Below are 14,124 nucleotides of genomic sequence, written 5' to 3'. Positions count from 1 at the left end.
GACCCGCCGGGCGGCTATCGGGCGAGCAGCCGGACGTGGTCAGGGGTCAGCTCCGAGATCCGGCTGACGCCCAGCAGCGCCATGGTGCGGCGCATGTCCGCCTCAAGGATGCCAATGGCACGGTCCACCCCGGCCCGGCCCCCGGCCATCAGGCCGTAAAGATACGCGCGGCCGATCAGGGTGAAGTCGGCTCCCATGGCCAGGGCCGCGATGATGTCCGCGCCGCTCATGATCCCGGTATCCAGGATGACGGCGGCGTCACTGTGGTCCGCTTTCAGGGCCGCGGAGACCTCCGGCAGGAGATGGAACGGAATGGGTGCCCGGTCCAGCTGGCGGCCGCCGTGGTTGGACAGGACGATGCCGTCTGCGCCGTGGTCCACCACCTTGCGCGCGTCCTCGACTGTCTGGATGCCCTTGACCACCAGATTGCCCTTCCAGGTTTCGCGCAGCCAGTCGAGGTCCTCGAAGGTCAGGGTGGGATCGAACATGGAGTTGATCAGGTCCGCCACCGTGCCGGTGTAGCGCGAGAGCGAGGCAAAGGTCAGGGGTTCGTGGGTGAGGAAGTTGAACCACCACGCCGGCCGGTAGGACGCGTCCAGCACGGTCTTTAGCGTCAGCGCCGGCGGGATGGTCATGCCGTTGCGGACGTCACGGAGCCGGGCGCCGGCGACGGCGGTATCCACGGTCACCATCAGGGTGTCGTTCCCGGCGCGGGCGGCGCGCTCGATCAGTTCCAGGGAGCGGTCCCGGTCCGTCCACAAGTACAGCTGGAACCAGTTGCGGCCGTCAGGGGCGGCCGCAGCGACGTCCTCGATGGAGGCCGTGCCCATGGTGGAGAGTGTGTACGGGATGCCCGCGTCCGCGGCGGCGCGCGAGCCGGCGTATTCGCCCTCCGATTGCATCATCCGGGTGAAGCCGGTGGGTGCGATGCCGAAAGGCAGGCGGGCGGTCCTGCCGAGGATTTCGGTGCTGAGATCCACGCTGGAGACATCTCGCAGGATGCCCGGGCGGAATTCGATATCAAGGAACGCCTCGCGCGCCCGGCGGAGGGTGATCTCCGCTTCGGCCGCGCCGTCCGTGTAATCGAAGGGTGCCTTGGGCGTGCGCCGCTTGGCCATGTCCCGGAGGTCCCAGATGGTGCTGGCCCGGCGCAGCCGCGCTTCGCGGCCGAAATCGGGCTTCTTGAACTGCATCAGCGGCGCGAGGTCCGCGTACTTGGGGATGCGCCGTTTCAGGGCGGCCGGGACGCCGCGCTGGGGGGCGGCGGTGGCGGAGGCTGTTTCCGACGGCGTCGTCGGCGCCTCCGGGTTGCCGGTGATGGTGGGTTGCGTCATAGCGTCCTCCGGGCGTCCAAATGCAGTGGCTGCGGTTCTGTGGTCCAACCACACTGTAGGGGATGTGGTCGGACCACAACAAGTACTATGGGTCCATGCGTACGCACCAGCTGGTCCTGCAGTGGATTGAGGAACAACTCTCCAGCGGACAGCTCCTCGTGGGCGGCCGGCTCCCCGCGGAACGGACACTGGCCGAGCGGCTGGGCGTCTCCCGCACCTCGGTTCGCGAGGCCATCCGGATCCTGGAGGCCATGGGTGTGGTCCGGGCCGGCGTGGGCTCCGGCCCCGACGCCGGGACCGTGGTGATCTCGGATCCGACGGCGGCCTTGGGCGCTGCCCTGCGGCTCCATGTGGCCACGTCGCATCTTCCCGTGGCGGACATTGTGCAGACGCGTGTGCTGCTCGAGTCCTGGGCGGCGGCACGGGCGCGGCCGGATGCGCCGGCCCTGGCCGAGGCCGCTGCCCTGCTGGAGCGAATGGAGGACTGCGCGGACACTGCCGAGTTCCTGGCCCTGGATGTCCGGTTCCACCTGGCACTGGCGGACGCCGCCGGCAACGCCGTGGTCAGCGCCATGATGGGTTCCCTGCGTGAATCCATCCAGGACTACGCCAGCCGGCTGACAGCCAACCTGCCGGACTGGCAGGCCACCGCCGCGCGCCTGCGGCATGAGCACCGGGGCATCCTTTCAGCCATCGGCAGGAACGACGGCGCCGGGGCGGCCAGGCTGGTGGCGGACCATATCGAGGGCTACTACGCCGAGGCGGGGCTGGGCGGCCGGTCCTGACCGCACCCATCCGCGCCGCGGCCGCGCGGCGGCAATATTACGCCGCCGCTTTGCCCTGCCGCCCGGGCGGGGTTATGGTCAATGGCATGACTAACCGTTGGTATGCGTATTTTTCGTTGGCTCTGGAGGGGCCCGCGTCTAACTGACACGCATCCACGTACCTTCAGAGCCAACAGGGCAGAGATAATTCTCTGCCCTTCGCCATTTCTCCGGCGGGTTCTGATCAGGGCCCGCTCCGCACCCCGGACAGGACCCCACCATGAGTATCGAAGCAGCCACTGACAGCCAGCAGTCCACATCCAACCTGCGCGTCAGCCGCTTCACCCCGCTGCCCACCCCGCAGGAAATGATCGCGGAACTCCCGCTGGACGCCCGCGGATCGGACGTCGTCGGCCGCGGCCGGGACGAGGTGCGGGCGATCATGGACGGCGTCGACGACCGGCTACTGGTGATTGTGGGCCCCTGCTCCATCCACGACCCCAAGGCCGGGCTGGAATACGCCCGGAGGCTGGTCAGCCAGGCCGAAAAGCACCGCGAGGACCTCCTCATCGTCATGCGCACCTACTTCGAGAAGCCGCGCACCACGGTGGGCTGGAAGGGCCTGATCAACGACCCCCGGCTCGATGGCAGCCATGACATCGCCGCCGGCCTGCGCGCCGCCCGCCAGTTCCTCCGCCAGGTCACGGCACTCGGGCTGCCTACCGCCACGGAATTCCTCGAACCGATCAGCCCGCAGTACATGGCGGACCTCGTCGTGTGGGGGGCCATCGGCGCCCGCACCACGGAGAGCCAGATCCACCGCCAGCTCGCCTCCGGCCTCTCGATGCCGATCGGGTTCAAGAACGGGACCGACGGCGGCCTCCAGGTGGCCCTTGACGCCTGCAGCGCCGCGGGTGCCGCCCAGGCGTTCCTGGGAATTGACGACGACGGCCGCGCCGCCCTGGTCAGCACCGCCGGTAACCCGGACACCCACGTCATCCTCCGCGGCGGCAGCGGCGGGCCCAACTTCGCCGCGGCCGACGTCGAGGCCGCCTCGGCCAGGCTTGCCGCCAAGCAGCTGAACCCGCGCCTGATCGTGGACGCCAGCCACGCCAACAGCGGCAAGAACCACCACCGGCAGGCAGAGGTGGCGCTCGAAATTGGTGCCCAGCTCGAAAACGGCGGAGCCTCGGCGTCTGCCATCGCCGGCGTGATGCTGGAGAGCTTCCTGGTCGGGGGTGCGCAGGCCCTGGACGTCGCCGACCACGCCGCCGGAACCGACAGCCTCCGGTACGGCCAGAGCGTCACCGACGCCTGCATGGACTGGGATGTCACGGCGTCGTTGCTCGGGGAGCTGGCGGCCTCGGCGCGGGCCCGGCGGAACCGAGGCTAAGGGCCAAACGTGGAAGGGTGGCTCCTGCGCAAATCCTGCGGAAATCCTTCGCAGATTCTTGCGGAAACCTTTCACATTGGCACCACTAACCCCTAGAGTATCTAGCACATGGTTGTTTGATGGCTCAGCATCGGCACACCGCCATGTCGTTCAGACGGGGCAGCCGTTCGCTTGAGCAAAAGGAATAAGGGAAATGTCTTCGGAGGCCAACTTCTCCAACGCGCGCTTTCTCACCGTGGCCGAGGTCGCGGATGTGATGCGGGTATCGAAAATGACCGTGTATCGCCTGGTGCACTCCGGCGAAATGCCGGCGGTGCGCTTCGGCCGCTCATACCGGGTTCCGGAAAACGCCGTCGAACAGTACCTCAAGGGTGCTGTCGTCGACGGACGCACTGAGACGGCCTGAGTCTTCTGCCGCCGCGCCGGGCCGCAGCAGACCCCCTCGCGGGGCCTGCGGTCGTGGTGTGCCCCCGATAGGCGGTACCCTGTTAAGGAACGTTTTACGTCATTGTAAGAACCTGTCAGTTGTTCAGTCTGCTGCTTAGCCCGCGGACCCTTCCCAACAGGCAGGTAATGCATCTAGCCGGTAAGGAACTTTCGTGGGTTCAGTTATTAAGAAGCGTCGCAAGCGTATGGCCAAGAAGAAGCACCGCAAGCTGCTTCGCAAGACGCGCCACCAGCGTCGCAACAAGAAGTAGAGATACTTCCCCAGCGTCAATGCCCGTTGCCTTCCGGCGGCGGGCATTTTCCGTTTTCCCGGCAGGTGCGGCTGGCCGGACGCGGCGGTGGCTGTTAGACGGTCGGGCCGCGGAACCTGGAGAAGCCGCGCCAAAGGCCGTAGACGGCTCCGCCGACGGTCGCGGCTTTGAGCCCCAGCGTCGCGGCCCGGCGGCCGGACCGGAAGTCGTAGACCGGCCAGTTGTTTTCGCGGGCGTGGCGGCGCAGCCGGGCGTCCGGGTTGATGGCCACGGGATGCCCCACCATGCTCAGCAGCGGGATGTCGTTGTGCGAATCGCTGTAGGCCCAGCAGCGGGCGAGGTCCAGGCCTTCCGCCTCGGCAATGGCGCGGACCGCCACGGCTTTCGCGGGGCCGTGCAGGATGTCACCCACCAGGCGTCCGGTGTAGGAGCCCTCGTGGATCTCGCCCACGGTGCCGAGGGCGCCCGTGAGGCCGAGCCGGGTGGAGATGACGGTGGCTACCTCCACGGGGGTGGCGGTGACTAGCCAGACGCGGCGGCCCACCCGCAGGTGCTGTTCGGCCAGCGCCTTGGTCCCGGGCCAGATCCGGGACTCGATCATCTCGTCGTAGACTTCCTCGCCGAGGGCCTCGATGTCCTTGACGGTAAAACCGGAGGCCAGGCTCAGCGCGGTGTCACGGACGGCGTGGACATCGTCCAGCTTCTCGCCGCGGAATACGAACATCAGCTGCTTCCAGGCGAACCCGGCGGCCTGCGGGATGGTGAACGCTCCGCGCTGGTGCATCTTCCGGGCCACATGGAACAGGCTGGCGCCCCGCATGAGGGTGTTATCGACGTCGAAGAAGGCAGCTTCGCCGTGCTGCGCGGACGCAACCGGCGGCGTGGCCACAGCGACGATCTTCTCCTCGGGCATGCCACGAGTCTAGTCAATGCACGGGGATCCCTCGCGCAGGACTGCCCGGCGTCCCGCCGGCGGGGGTGGAAACCGCAGCGGCGTCGACGACCGGATCGGGTCCGGGCTACCGTGGAGCCATGACCAAACCCGCCCCCGACGTCGTCCTCATCACCAAGGCCGACTGCCATCTCTGCACCGACGCGCGTGCCGCCGTCGGCAGGGTCACCGCCGCGCTGGGACTTGGCTGGTCCGAGCAATCCATCGACGGCGACGCCGAACTCCGCGACCGCTATGCGGAGGAGATCCCGGTGCTGCTGGTGGACGGCGTCCAGCGCGACTTCTGGCGGATCGACGAAGTCCGGCTGGCGCGCACCCTGCGGCGCGCCCTGGGCCTGCCCGAGTCACCGCCCGCCTAAGCGGGCCCCCGGGCGCGGCTTTGTGGCCCGAACTGCGGGGGCCCTAGAGTGGAGGCACAACGCGACTCAATGGAGCAGATAGTGACTTCGCTGGATTCCTCACCCGATGCCCTGCCCGGCGGAACCGGGACTGCCGCCAAGCAGATCCCGCCCGCGGCCGTGGCCCGGCTGACGATCTATCTGCGCGCCCTCACCACCCTGCTGGCCGACGGCGTGGACCGCGTGTCCTCGGAATCCCTCGCCGAAGCGTCGGGCGTCAGTTCCTCCACTCTCCGCAAGGACCTCTCCTACGTGGGCTCCTACGGGACCAGAGGCGTGGGCTATGAGGTGCAGTACCTGAACAGGCATATCGCGGCAGCCCTGGGGCTGACGCACGACTGGAAAGTCGCGATCGTCGGGGCCGGCAACCTCGGCAAGGCCCTCGCCCGCTACGGCGGATTCGAGTCCCGCGGCTTTGACATCGTGGCGATCTTCGACGCCGACCAGATGGTGGTGGGCAGCGAGGTGGGCTGGTTGCGGGTCAGCGACGCCGCGGACCTTGAGGCCGTGCTGCAGCGCACCGGCGCCAACATGGTGGTCCTGGCGCTGCCTGCGGCCGTGGCGCAGGGTGTCTGTGACCGTGTGGTGGCAGCCGGGGTGCGCAGCATCCTGAGTTTTGCCCCGGTCATGCTGCAGGTGCCGGCCGGGGTCAACCTCCGGAAGGTGGACATGGCCACCGAACTCCAGATCCTCGCCTACCACGCACAAAGGGCGCAGGACCCGGAGGACGCTGACTAGGATCAGCCTGCCCGTCCGGATCCCGCGCCCTTGGCTGCGGGTACTGGCTTAGCGCCCGTAGGGGTTCTGCGCGTAGGGGTTGGTGAACGGCTGCTGCTTCTGGAAGTACGGCGAGACCGTCGGCAAGTACAGGATCACAATGCCGGCCACACCCATCAGGATCACAATGATCTGCAGGATGCCGGAGACGACGCCGAAGGAGAAGGCTCCGCCGAAGAGGCCGAGCAGCGAGATGGCGGCGAATACGATGCCCAGGATGCGGGCCCAGTTCTTGCCCTTGCGGACCGGGAAGGCTACCAGTGCGTACAGGCCCAGGGAGATGAGTCCGCCGATGATGCCGCTGGCCGGGATGATTCCACGCACGGCGTTGATTTCGGAGGGGGAGAGGCTCTTGCCCTGCTGGACGGCAGCTTCCTGCATGGCGGTTTCAAAGTACGCCGCACCGGTGAAGGCAATGACCAGGCTGCTGACGAACGCGAGGACGCCGGCACCGATGATGAGCCAGAAGGCAAGATCCAGCTGCGCGGGCCGGGTCGCGGTGCCGCCGCCCGGGAGCTCCGAGGGATACTGCGCGTAGGGCGACTGGCCGTAAGGGCTCTGGCCGAACTGGCCGGGAGCCTGGCCATAGGCCGACGGCTGCTGCCCGTACTGCGGCGCGTTCTGGCCGTACTGCTGCTGGCCGTACTGCGGAGACTGCTGCCCATACTGCTGCTGGCCGTACTGCGGCGCGTTCTGCCCGTACTGGGGCTGCTGCTGGCCGTACTGCGGGGCCTGCGGTGCGTTCTGCCCGTACTGCGGCGGCTGCTGTCCGTACTGGGGAGGCTGCTGGCCGTACTGCGGAGCCTGCTTGCCCGACTCGGGTCCGTCCGGGCTGGAAGGCTCGACTGGCGGGTTACTCATGGCGGTCCTTTGCATGTGGTTGACGGAATGGGCTACCGGGACCAGCGTTACAACCCTGCCCCCAGCGTGGTTTAAGTACACCGTACCGCGCACACGCGGCCGTTTGGGTCATTCCCAAGAGGTATTCTCGGCGGCACGAGGGGCGCACTGAACGGCGGCACGAGCGGCGGCACGCGGGAGCGGGAGGACGGGGTGGCCAGGTCCCGTTTCCCGGCCGCGACTAGGCCGCGGGACCTGGCCGGAAACGTCCCTTGAAGCCCTCAAACCAGGACTGTGACCGGGGCAGCCACATCAGGGCCGTCGCCACGAGGCTGATGACAAAGCCGGGCCAGCTTCCGCCTCCGGCCATCCCAGAACTCAGCGCGGCGAGCACCAGGCTGACACCGGCCGCGAGGGTCAGGCCGAACCGGGCCCATTCCCAACCTTCCGCCATTTTCATCGCCAGCGTGACCTGCACCGCGGCGAGGGCCACAGAGACCAGCACCAGCAAGAGCAGCAGGATGCCGGATAGCGGTGAGACCACAAACAGGACGAGGGTGCCAAACAGCCCGATCACCCCTGCGAGCAGTCCCAACACGCCGCCGACCACCCACACCCAATACGAGATCTTCAGCTCCGTGGGCATCGCCGGGACGTTGAGTATCGACGAGTAGCCGCCAACGGGGAGTGCCTCCCGGAAGGTCCGTGGCCGGTCCTCGGGCCAACGGAATCGGAACCCGGGTGCCCGTCCGGGGCCGGGGGTGCCGCCCGCTGCGGGGCCGTCGGCCGGGCCGGGCAGGGCGGCGCCCGGCTCCGGCGGTGTTGTGCCGTCGGGCTGGGGTGGCTCGGGGACGTCGCCGGAATTGCTCATGGATTTCACTTTAGACCGCCAGGCTGGGGGTTCCCAGAGGACTCCGGGACTGGCGCGCGGCGTCCCGCAAGCACCCGGTGCGCCCGGCACCGACGCAGCGGAACCACCAGGCTCATGGCGCGGAGTGCCGGGCTTAAACGACGACACCCCGCGCCGCCTTGGAGGCGGTGCGGGGTGTCCAGGAGGCCGCCGGCGGTCAGCCGGTGAGCTCGTCCGCCCTGGAGGGCGTGGGAACTAGGCTGCGGGGGCGATGAAGGCGAGCTCAAGGTTGATGGCAACCTTGTCGCTGACCAGCACGCCACCGGCTTCGAGGACTGCGTTCCAGGTCAGGCCGAAGTCCTTGCGGCTGATGGTGGTTTCCGCGGTCAGACCGGCGCGGGTGTTGCCGAACGGGTCAACGGCCACGCCGTTGAGCTCGGTTTCCAGCGCCACCGGGCGGGTGACACCCTTGATGGTCAGGTCGCCCTGCAGCTCGTAGGCGTCGCCCTTGGCCACGATGGCGTTGGAGACGAAGGAGATCTCCGGGAACTTCTCGACGTCGAAGAAGTCCTCGCCGCGGACGTGGCCGTCGCGGTTGGCGTCGCCGGAGTCGAAGCTCGCGGTCTTGATGGTGGCGTTCACCTTGGAGTCGGCGACGTTCTCGGCGAGGTCCAGGGTTGCGTCGGCGTCCTTGAACTGGCCGCGGACCTTGCTGATGCTGGCGTGGCGGACGGTGAAGCCGATTTCGCTGTGCGAGTTGTCGAGGGTCCAGGTGCCGGTGGTGAGGTTAGCGGGAAGTGCCATGGTGGTTCTCCTTGAGTCGGGTGGGGTGGTGCCTGAGTTCGTCTGATCGTAGGTTGACGCTTCATTTGTTGAAGACTCAACTAACTGCTTCACCCAGTATAAACATGCATTTGCATCTTTTATTCCTCTTCCGGGGAACATTTCGAAAAAACTTTCAGTTCTACTTCTCGTAGAAGATTTCGTCATTGCCCCTGCCCTTTGAGAAACTGGTACACATGCCCCAAGCCACTGTTCATTTGCTCCGCCACGGCGAGGTCCACAACCCCGACGGCGTCCTGTACGGCAGGCTGCCGGAGTTCCACCTCTCCGAGCTGGGCCGGGAGATGGCCCGGACGCTCGCCGAGCACTTCAGCGAACAGGCCGCGCAGGGCGCCAAAATCGTGCATCTGGTCGCGTCTCCGCTGACCCGCGCCCAGGAAACGGCCCAGCCGATCTCGCAGGCGCTTGGCCTCGACATCGTCACTGAAGAGCGGATCATCGAGGCAGAAAACTACTTCCAGGGCCTCCAGGTCTCCAAGGGCGAGATCCTCAAGCCCAAGCACTGGCCGATGCTGCGCAACCCGCTCCGGCCCTCCTGGGGCGAGCCCTACAAGGAGCAGGCCGCCCGGGTGGCTGCCGCGGTGCAGGACGCGCGCCTTCGGGCCATTGAAGTGGGCGGCGACGGCGCCGAGGCCATCCTGGTGAGCCACCAGCTGCCCATCTGGGCCACCCGCCTCAGCGCCGAGGGCAAACCGCTGTGGCACGATCCGCGGAAACGCGAATGCACCCTGACCTCGGTCACGTCCCTGGTGTTCGACGACGCCGGTGAGATCCTGCGCGTCGACTACAGCGAACCTGCTGCCGCCCTGCTGCCCGGTGCCTCCAGCACCCCGGGGGCATAAGCATGGTGGCTAACGATGCCCGCTTGTCCCGCCGGAACGTCCTCACCGCGGGCGGTGCCGCCCTCGCCGTCGTGTTGGGCCTCTCCGGCTGCGCCCAGGAGGATGACCTGGCCAAGCAGGCCATAGCCGGCGACAACAAAAACTATGTGGCCGGCGACGGCTCCGTGACCGAATTCGCCGCCGCCGAACGCAAACGCCCGGTGGACATCAAGGGGACACTGTTCGACGGCACCGAGGTCTCGGCGTCGGCGTTCCAGGGCAAGGTCACGGTGCTGAACTTCTGGTTCGCAGCCTGCGCGCCGTGCCGGGTGGAGGCACCCTCGCTGGAGGCCCTGCACCAGGAGTTCAAGAGCCAGGGCGTGCAGTTCTTCGGGGTCAACCTGCGCGATGAGAAGCCGACGGCGGAAGCCTTCGACAAGACCTTCAACCTGAGCTACCCGAGTTTCAACGACAAGGACGGCGCCGTGCTGCTGTCCGTGTCCGGGCTCGTTCCGCCGGGTGCCGTTCCCACCACGCTGGTCCTGGACAAAAAGGGCCGCGTCGCCTCCCGGGTGCTCGGCGAAATCGAAAAGGGCACCCTGAAGTCCCTCATCGCCGCCGCCGTGGCCGAGTAGCCGGGCATCAACGCCATGAACAGCCCCTTCGCCGAAGCCATCCTGAGCGGTTCGCTTCTGCTCGCCATCCCGGTGGCGCTGCTGGCCGGTTTTGTCTCCTTCCTTTCGCCCTGCGTGCTGCCCCTGGTCCCCGGCTACCTTGGCTACGTAACGGGGCTGACCGGCGTCGACCTGCAGAAGCAGCGTCGGGGCCGGATGCTGGCCGGCATCGGACTCTTCGTCCTCGGCTTCTCGGTGATCTTCGTCCTCCTCGGCGGGGCCTTCGGCCAGCTGGGCACACTGATCACCGGCTCGCAGAACGCCTGGGTGACGCAGGTGCTGGGGCTCGTGGTGATCGTGATGGGCGTGGTGTTCCTGGGCGGCTTCTCCTGGCTGCAGCGCGACGCCAAGATCCACGCGAAGCCGCCCGCCGGTCTCTGGGGCGCGCCGCTCCTGGGCATCACCTTCGGCCTGGGCTGGGCCCCCTGCATCGGACCGACGTATTCGGCCGTCCAGCTGCTGAGCCTCTCCGGCGGGTCCTCCGCTGCCAAGGGCGCACTCCTGGCCTTCGTCTATAGCCTCGGGCTGGGCATCCCGTTCCTGCTGATCGCCCTGGCCGTCCGCCGCGGCATCGGTGTGCTGTCCTTCTTCCGGAAGCACCGGCTCGCCATCCAGCGCAGCGGCGGCGGCATCCTGATTGTGCTGGGCCTGCTGATGGCCAGCGGAGTGTGGGGCGCCTGGGTGTCCGGGCTGCAGTACTGGTTCCAAACCGATGTGACATTGCCGATCTGATGAGCGAGCGAGTGAACGTAGAGAATAAAACCCCGTCCCCCGGCACGCCCGGAACCGGTTCCAGCACCGTGGCGGAGGCCAAGTCGGACGCCGTGCTGCCCACGCTCGGGCCGCTGGGCATGCTCCGCTGGGCGTGGACGCAGCTGACCAGCATGCGCACCGCCCTGTTCCTCCTGCTCCTGCTCGCCGTCGCGGCCGTGCCCGGTTCACTGTTCCCGCAGCGTCCCGCTAACCCCGCCATCGTGACGCAGTACATCAAGGACCACCCGGATTACGGCAAGCTCCTCGATTCGCTGCAGCTCTACGACGTCTATTCGTCGGCATGGTTCTCCGCCATCTACATCCTGCTGTTCATCTCCTTGATCGGTTGCGTGGTGCCCCGCGCGATCGTGCACTACAAGGCCATGCGCTCCCAGCCGCCGCGCACCCCGGCCCGGCTGTCCCGGCTGCCCGAATACGGAACCCTGGTGGTCCCCGCGGGTGCCGGGATCCCGGCGTCGGCCGCTATTGACGACGCCGCTGCCCTGCTGAAGAAGCGCGGCTACCGGGTGGAGGTCCGGGACCGCGACGGCGCCCGGCCCTCCCTGGGCGCGGAACGCGGCTTCCTCAAGGAAGTGGGCAACCTTGTCTTCCACACGGCCCTGATCGGGGTCCTGGTCTCCGTCGCCGCCGGCGGCCTGTTCGGGTACAGCGGCCAGCGGATCCTGGTCGAGGGCGACACGTTCGTGAACACCCTGGTGGGCTACGACCAGTTCACCCCGGGCACCAACTTCCAGAGCAGCCAGCTGGAGCCGTACTCCATCCAGCTGGACAAGTTCCACATCACGTTCGACCGGGAATCGAAGGGCAAGTTCGGCCAGCCCATCGACTTCAAGGCTGATGTCACCACCAAGGAAAACCCCGGGGCGCCTGCCAAAAAAGAGGTGCTGAAGGTCAACGATCCCCTCAGCCTCGGCGGCACCAGCATCTACCTGACCGGCAACGGCTACGCCCCCGTGGTCACCGTGCGGGACGGCAAGGGCAACATCGCCATGCAGGGCCCGGTGGTGGCCAAGCTGCAGGGCGAGAACTACTACTCCTCGGTGGTCATCAAGGTCCCGGACGCGAAACCGGAACAGCTGGCGTTCGCCGGCTTCTTCCTGCCCACCGCGTTCATCACCAAGGACGGGGTGTCCTTCAGCGGCGACCCCGAACTCTTCAACCCGCAGCTGACCCTCAACTCCTACTACGGCGACCTCGGCCTGGACAGCGGGTCCCCGCAGAACGTCTTCGAGCTCGACGTGAAGAAGCTGACGCCGCTGAACGCCCGAAACCTGCCCACGAAGGGCATTGTGCTGACCCCGGGCACCACCCACACGCTGCCCAACGGCAAGGGCACCATCAGTTTCGACGGCGTCAAGCGCTACGTCGGCGTGGACATCCACCACAACCCGGGCCAGGTGTACGCGCTCATCTTCGCGCTGCTCGCCGTCGCTGGCCTGGTCACCTCGCTGTACGTCAACCGCCGCCGCGTCTGGGTCCGCACCGGAACCCATGAGGACGGCCGGACCATGGTGGAATACGGGCTCCTGGCCCGCGGCGAGGACCACCGCCTGGCGGGCGAGGCCGCCGCCATCCGTGCACTGCTCTCCGCAGCATGGCCGGTGGACGAACCCGCCGCCGATTCCCAGCCTGCTCCCAGCGCGACAGCGGATAATGACCGGGCGGATGCAGGCGCCCAATCCGGCGTACAGACCGCCCCGGAACAACCCGCAACAGACTCCACCCAGTCCACAGCAGGCTCTCCCGAGTCAAAGAAGGATCAGTAATGTTCCCCATTAACGAAACCATGGGCCAGTACAGCGAGCTCTTTATGCTGCTCGCCGCAGGCACCTACACCGTGGCCTTCATCGCCTTCGCGTGGGACCTGGCCAAGAGCAGCAAGACGCTGCGCGCCGTGGACCTCAAGGCCGCGGAGCTCTCCGGCGCCGAGGCCGCCCGCGTCCCGGTGGGCGCAGGCGTTTCTGCCGGTGCCGGCGCAGGCGTCGGCGGTTCCTCCGCGGGTGTGGACCGGGCCGATTCCGACGTCAGCGGCCCGATCGGGCGCGCCGAGCGTCCGACGTCGTCCGTCTCCGGTGGCCAGGGGGCGGGCCTGACCGCCGACGGCGGCATGCGCTACGGCGGTGAACGCCGGGCTCCGGCGCGTGTCGCCGTCGCCCTCGCCGTGCTGGGTGCCGCCATCCACGCTGCCGGCGTCATCACCCGTGCCCTTGGCGCGGGCCGGGTGCCGTGGGGCAACATGTACGAGTTCCTGACCACAGGCGCCTTCGTCGCTGTGGCCGTCTTCCTGCTGGTGCTGATCCGCCGCGACCTGCGGTTCCTCGGCACCTTCGTGATCGGGCTGGCCATCATCATGCTGGTCGCCGCGTCCGTCGCGTTCTGGACCCCCGTGGGGCACCTCGTGCCGGCGCTCCAGAGCTACTGGCTGATCATCCACGTCTCCATCGCCGTGCTTTCCTCTGCGCTCTTCACGCTGACGTTCGCCATGTCGGCGCTGCAGCTGGTCCAGTCACACCGGCAGAAGACCATTGCGGCCGGCGGGGCTGACAAGCTGGGCTTCATGCGCCTGGTCCCGAACGCGCTGAGCCTGGAGAACCTGTCCTACCGGATCAACGCGATCGCCTTCGTCGGCTGGACCTTCACGCTGATGTTCGGCGCCATCTGGGCCGAGAAGGCCTGGGGCCGGTTCTGGGGCTGGGACACCAAGGAAGTGTGGACGTTCGTGATCTGGGTGGTCTACGCCGGCTACCTGCACGCACGTGCCACCCGCGGCTGGACCGGGACCCGCGCGGCGTGGCTCTCGATCGTGGGCTACCTCTGCGTGGTCTTCAACTTCACCATCGTGAACCAGTTCTTCAACGGCCTGCACTCCTACTCGGGGCTGTAGGTTTCTGGGGGCGCGCCGGCCTAGTTGGTTCCGCCCGCGCGACGACGCTCGACGGTCCGCCACGCGCTACGCTCGACGATTCGCCACAAATGGCCGCTAAACCCCTCGGTTTAGCGGCCATT

General features: G+C 67.6%; 16 protein-coding genes. 11 read left to right on the top strand and 5 right to left on the bottom strand.

Features of this window, described 5'->3' with window-relative positions; translation table 11 throughout:
* Positions 1–14 precede the first annotated feature (14 nt).
* Entirely contained in the window at positions 15–1,334 is a 1,320-nt protein-coding gene (locus AC1DHY_RS03670) for an alpha-hydroxy acid oxidase (protein WP_476878421.1), read from the bottom strand.
* Between the two features lie 95 nt (positions 1,335–1,429).
* Between AC1DHY_RS03670 and AC1DHY_RS03665 the strand changes: the two genes are divergently transcribed.
* The 4 genes from AC1DHY_RS03665 to AC1DHY_RS03650 all read left to right on the top strand — a co-directional run bounded on the left by AC1DHY_RS03665 (position 1,430) and on the right by AC1DHY_RS03650 (position 4,189).
* A complete protein-coding gene (locus AC1DHY_RS03665; protein WP_476878422.1) occupies positions 1,430–2,119 on the top strand; it encodes a FadR/GntR family transcriptional regulator in 690 nt (229 codons plus the stop codon).
* Between the two features lie 259 nt (positions 2,120–2,378).
* Positions 2,379–3,491: a 3-deoxy-7-phosphoheptulonate synthase gene (locus tag AC1DHY_RS03660; RefSeq protein WP_476878423.1), complete on the top strand. Its 1,113-nt coding sequence runs from the start codon at positions 2,379–2,381 to the stop codon at positions 3,489–3,491.
* 193 nt (positions 3,492–3,684) lie between these two features.
* Positions 3,685–3,897: a helix-turn-helix domain-containing protein gene (locus AC1DHY_RS03655; RefSeq protein ID WP_346957799.1), complete on the top strand. Its 213-nt coding sequence runs from the start codon at positions 3,685–3,687 to the stop codon at positions 3,895–3,897.
* A 193-nt stretch (positions 3,898–4,090) separates the two neighbouring features.
* Positions 4,091–4,189: a 30S ribosomal protein bS22 gene (locus AC1DHY_RS03650; protein ID WP_003792170.1), complete on the top strand. Its 99-nt coding sequence runs from the start codon at positions 4,091–4,093 to the stop codon at positions 4,187–4,189.
* A gap of 94 nt (positions 4,190–4,283) precedes the next feature.
* On the opposite strand, the gene AC1DHY_RS03645 is transcribed toward AC1DHY_RS03650, so the two are convergent.
* Positions 4,284–5,102 carry an HAD family hydrolase gene (locus AC1DHY_RS03645; RefSeq protein WP_476878424.1) on the bottom strand — a complete coding sequence of 273 codons (819 nt, stop codon included), beginning with the start codon at positions 5,100–5,102 and terminating at the stop codon, positions 4,284–4,286.
* A 119-nt stretch (positions 5,103–5,221) separates the two neighbouring features.
* Between AC1DHY_RS03645 and AC1DHY_RS03640 the strand changes: the two genes are divergently transcribed.
* Complete coding sequence (locus AC1DHY_RS03640) at positions 5,222–5,500, top strand: glutaredoxin family protein (protein ID WP_476878425.1); 279 nt, start codon at positions 5,222–5,224, stop codon at positions 5,498–5,500.
* 81 nt (positions 5,501–5,581) lie between these two features.
* Positions 5,582–6,277, top strand: a complete 696-nt coding sequence (locus AC1DHY_RS03635; RefSeq protein WP_476878426.1) for a redox-sensing transcriptional repressor Rex — start codon at positions 5,582–5,584, stop codon at positions 6,275–6,277.
* 48 nt (positions 6,278–6,325) lie between these two features.
* Here the strand turns inward: AC1DHY_RS03635 and AC1DHY_RS03630 are convergent, their stop codons facing one another.
* From AC1DHY_RS03630 to AC1DHY_RS03620, 3 genes are all read right to left on the bottom strand, one after another.
* The gene (locus AC1DHY_RS03630) at positions 6,326–7,177 is read right to left on the bottom strand and encodes a hypothetical protein (RefSeq protein WP_476878427.1); all 852 of its coding nucleotides are present in this window, start codon (positions 7,175–7,177) and stop codon (positions 6,326–6,328) included.
* A 220-nt stretch (positions 7,178–7,397) separates the two neighbouring features.
* The gene (locus tag AC1DHY_RS03625) at positions 7,398–8,027 is read right to left on the bottom strand and encodes a hypothetical protein (RefSeq protein WP_476878428.1); all 630 of its coding nucleotides are present in this window, start codon (positions 8,025–8,027) and stop codon (positions 7,398–7,400) included.
* 234 nt (positions 8,028–8,261) lie between these two features.
* A complete protein-coding gene (locus AC1DHY_RS03620; RefSeq protein WP_476878429.1) occupies positions 8,262–8,810 on the bottom strand; it encodes a YceI family protein in 549 nt (182 codons plus the stop codon).
* Positions 8,811–9,025: 215 nt separating this feature from the next.
* On the opposite strand from AC1DHY_RS03620, the gene AC1DHY_RS03615 reads away from it, so the two are divergent.
* Genes AC1DHY_RS03615 through ccsB form a run of 5 tightly spaced genes read left to right on the top strand, consistent with a single transcriptional unit; the run spans position 9,026 to position 14,002 of the window.
* Positions 9,026–9,691, top strand: coding sequence for a histidine phosphatase family protein (locus AC1DHY_RS03615; protein ID WP_476880180.1), 666 nt, complete (start codon positions 9,026–9,028; stop codon positions 9,689–9,691).
* 2 nt (positions 9,692–9,693) lie between these two features.
* The gene (locus tag AC1DHY_RS03610) at positions 9,694–10,305 is read left to right on the top strand and encodes a TlpA family protein disulfide reductase (RefSeq protein ID WP_476880179.1); all 612 of its coding nucleotides are present in this window, start codon (positions 9,694–9,696) and stop codon (positions 10,303–10,305) included.
* A gap of 15 nt (positions 10,306–10,320) precedes the next feature.
* Complete coding sequence (locus AC1DHY_RS03605) at positions 10,321–11,076, top strand: cytochrome c biogenesis CcdA family protein (RefSeq protein WP_476903163.1); 756 nt, start codon at positions 10,321–10,323, stop codon at positions 11,074–11,076.
* Complete coding sequence (resB, locus tag AC1DHY_RS03600; RefSeq protein WP_476880177.1) at positions 11,076–12,884, top strand: cytochrome c biogenesis protein ResB; 1,809 nt, start codon at positions 11,076–11,078, stop codon at positions 12,882–12,884. Before AC1DHY_RS03605 ends, resB begins: the two co-directional genes overlap by 1 nt.
* Entirely contained in the window at positions 12,884–14,002 is a 1,119-nt protein-coding gene (gene ccsB, locus AC1DHY_RS03595; protein ID WP_476880176.1) for a c-type cytochrome biogenesis protein CcsB, read from the top strand. Before resB ends, ccsB begins: the two co-directional genes overlap by 1 nt.
* Positions 14,003–14,124: the final 122 nt, after the last annotated feature.

It is taken from the genome of Arthrobacter sp. 05L44 (assembly GCF_056397605.1).
Note: the sequence above shows the minus strand (reverse complement) of the source record. Positions and strands in the feature narration are given on the sequence as shown.

Bases quoted from the DNA above. Each gene is read 5' to 3' on its own strand.
- AC1DHY_RS03670 (WP_476878421.1), bottom strand. From the start codon at position 1,334: ATGACGCAACCCACCATCACCGGCAACCCGGAGGCGCCGACGACGCCG.
- AC1DHY_RS03665 (WP_476878422.1), top strand. From the start codon at position 1,430: ATGCGTACGCACCAGCTGGTCCTGCAGTGGATTGAGGAACAACTCTCC.
- AC1DHY_RS03660 (WP_476878423.1), top strand. From the start codon at position 2,379: ATGAGTATCGAAGCAGCCACTGACAGCCAGCAGTCCACATCCAACCTG.
- AC1DHY_RS03655 (WP_346957799.1), top strand. From the start codon at position 3,685: ATGTCTTCGGAGGCCAACTTCTCCAACGCGCGCTTTCTCACCGTGGCC.
- AC1DHY_RS03645 (WP_476878424.1), bottom strand. From the start codon at position 5,102: ATGCCCGAGGAGAAGATCGTCGCTGTGGCCACGCCGCCGGTTGCGTCC.
- AC1DHY_RS03640 (WP_476878425.1), top strand. From the start codon at position 5,222: ATGACCAAACCCGCCCCCGACGTCGTCCTCATCACCAAGGCCGACTGC.
- AC1DHY_RS03630 (WP_476878427.1), bottom strand. From the start codon at position 7,177: ATGAGTAACCCGCCAGTCGAGCCTTCCAGCCCGGACGGACCCGAGTCG.
- AC1DHY_RS03625 (WP_476878428.1), bottom strand. From the start codon at position 8,027: ATGAGCAATTCCGGCGACGTCCCCGAGCCACCCCAGCCCGACGGCACA.
- AC1DHY_RS03620 (WP_476878429.1), bottom strand. From the start codon at position 8,810: ATGGCACTTCCCGCTAACCTCACCACCGGCACCTGGACCCTCGACAAC.
- AC1DHY_RS03615 (WP_476880180.1), top strand. From the start codon at position 9,026: ATGCCCCAAGCCACTGTTCATTTGCTCCGCCACGGCGAGGTCCACAAC.
- AC1DHY_RS03610 (WP_476880179.1), top strand. From the start codon at position 9,694: ATGGTGGCTAACGATGCCCGCTTGTCCCGCCGGAACGTCCTCACCGCG.
- AC1DHY_RS03605 (WP_476903163.1), top strand. From the start codon at position 10,321: ATGAACAGCCCCTTCGCCGAAGCCATCCTGAGCGGTTCGCTTCTGCTC.
- resB (WP_476880177.1), top strand. From the start codon at position 11,076: ATGAGCGAGCGAGTGAACGTAGAGAATAAAACCCCGTCCCCCGGCACG.
- ccsB (WP_476880176.1), top strand. From the start codon at position 12,884: ATGTTCCCCATTAACGAAACCATGGGCCAGTACAGCGAGCTCTTTATG.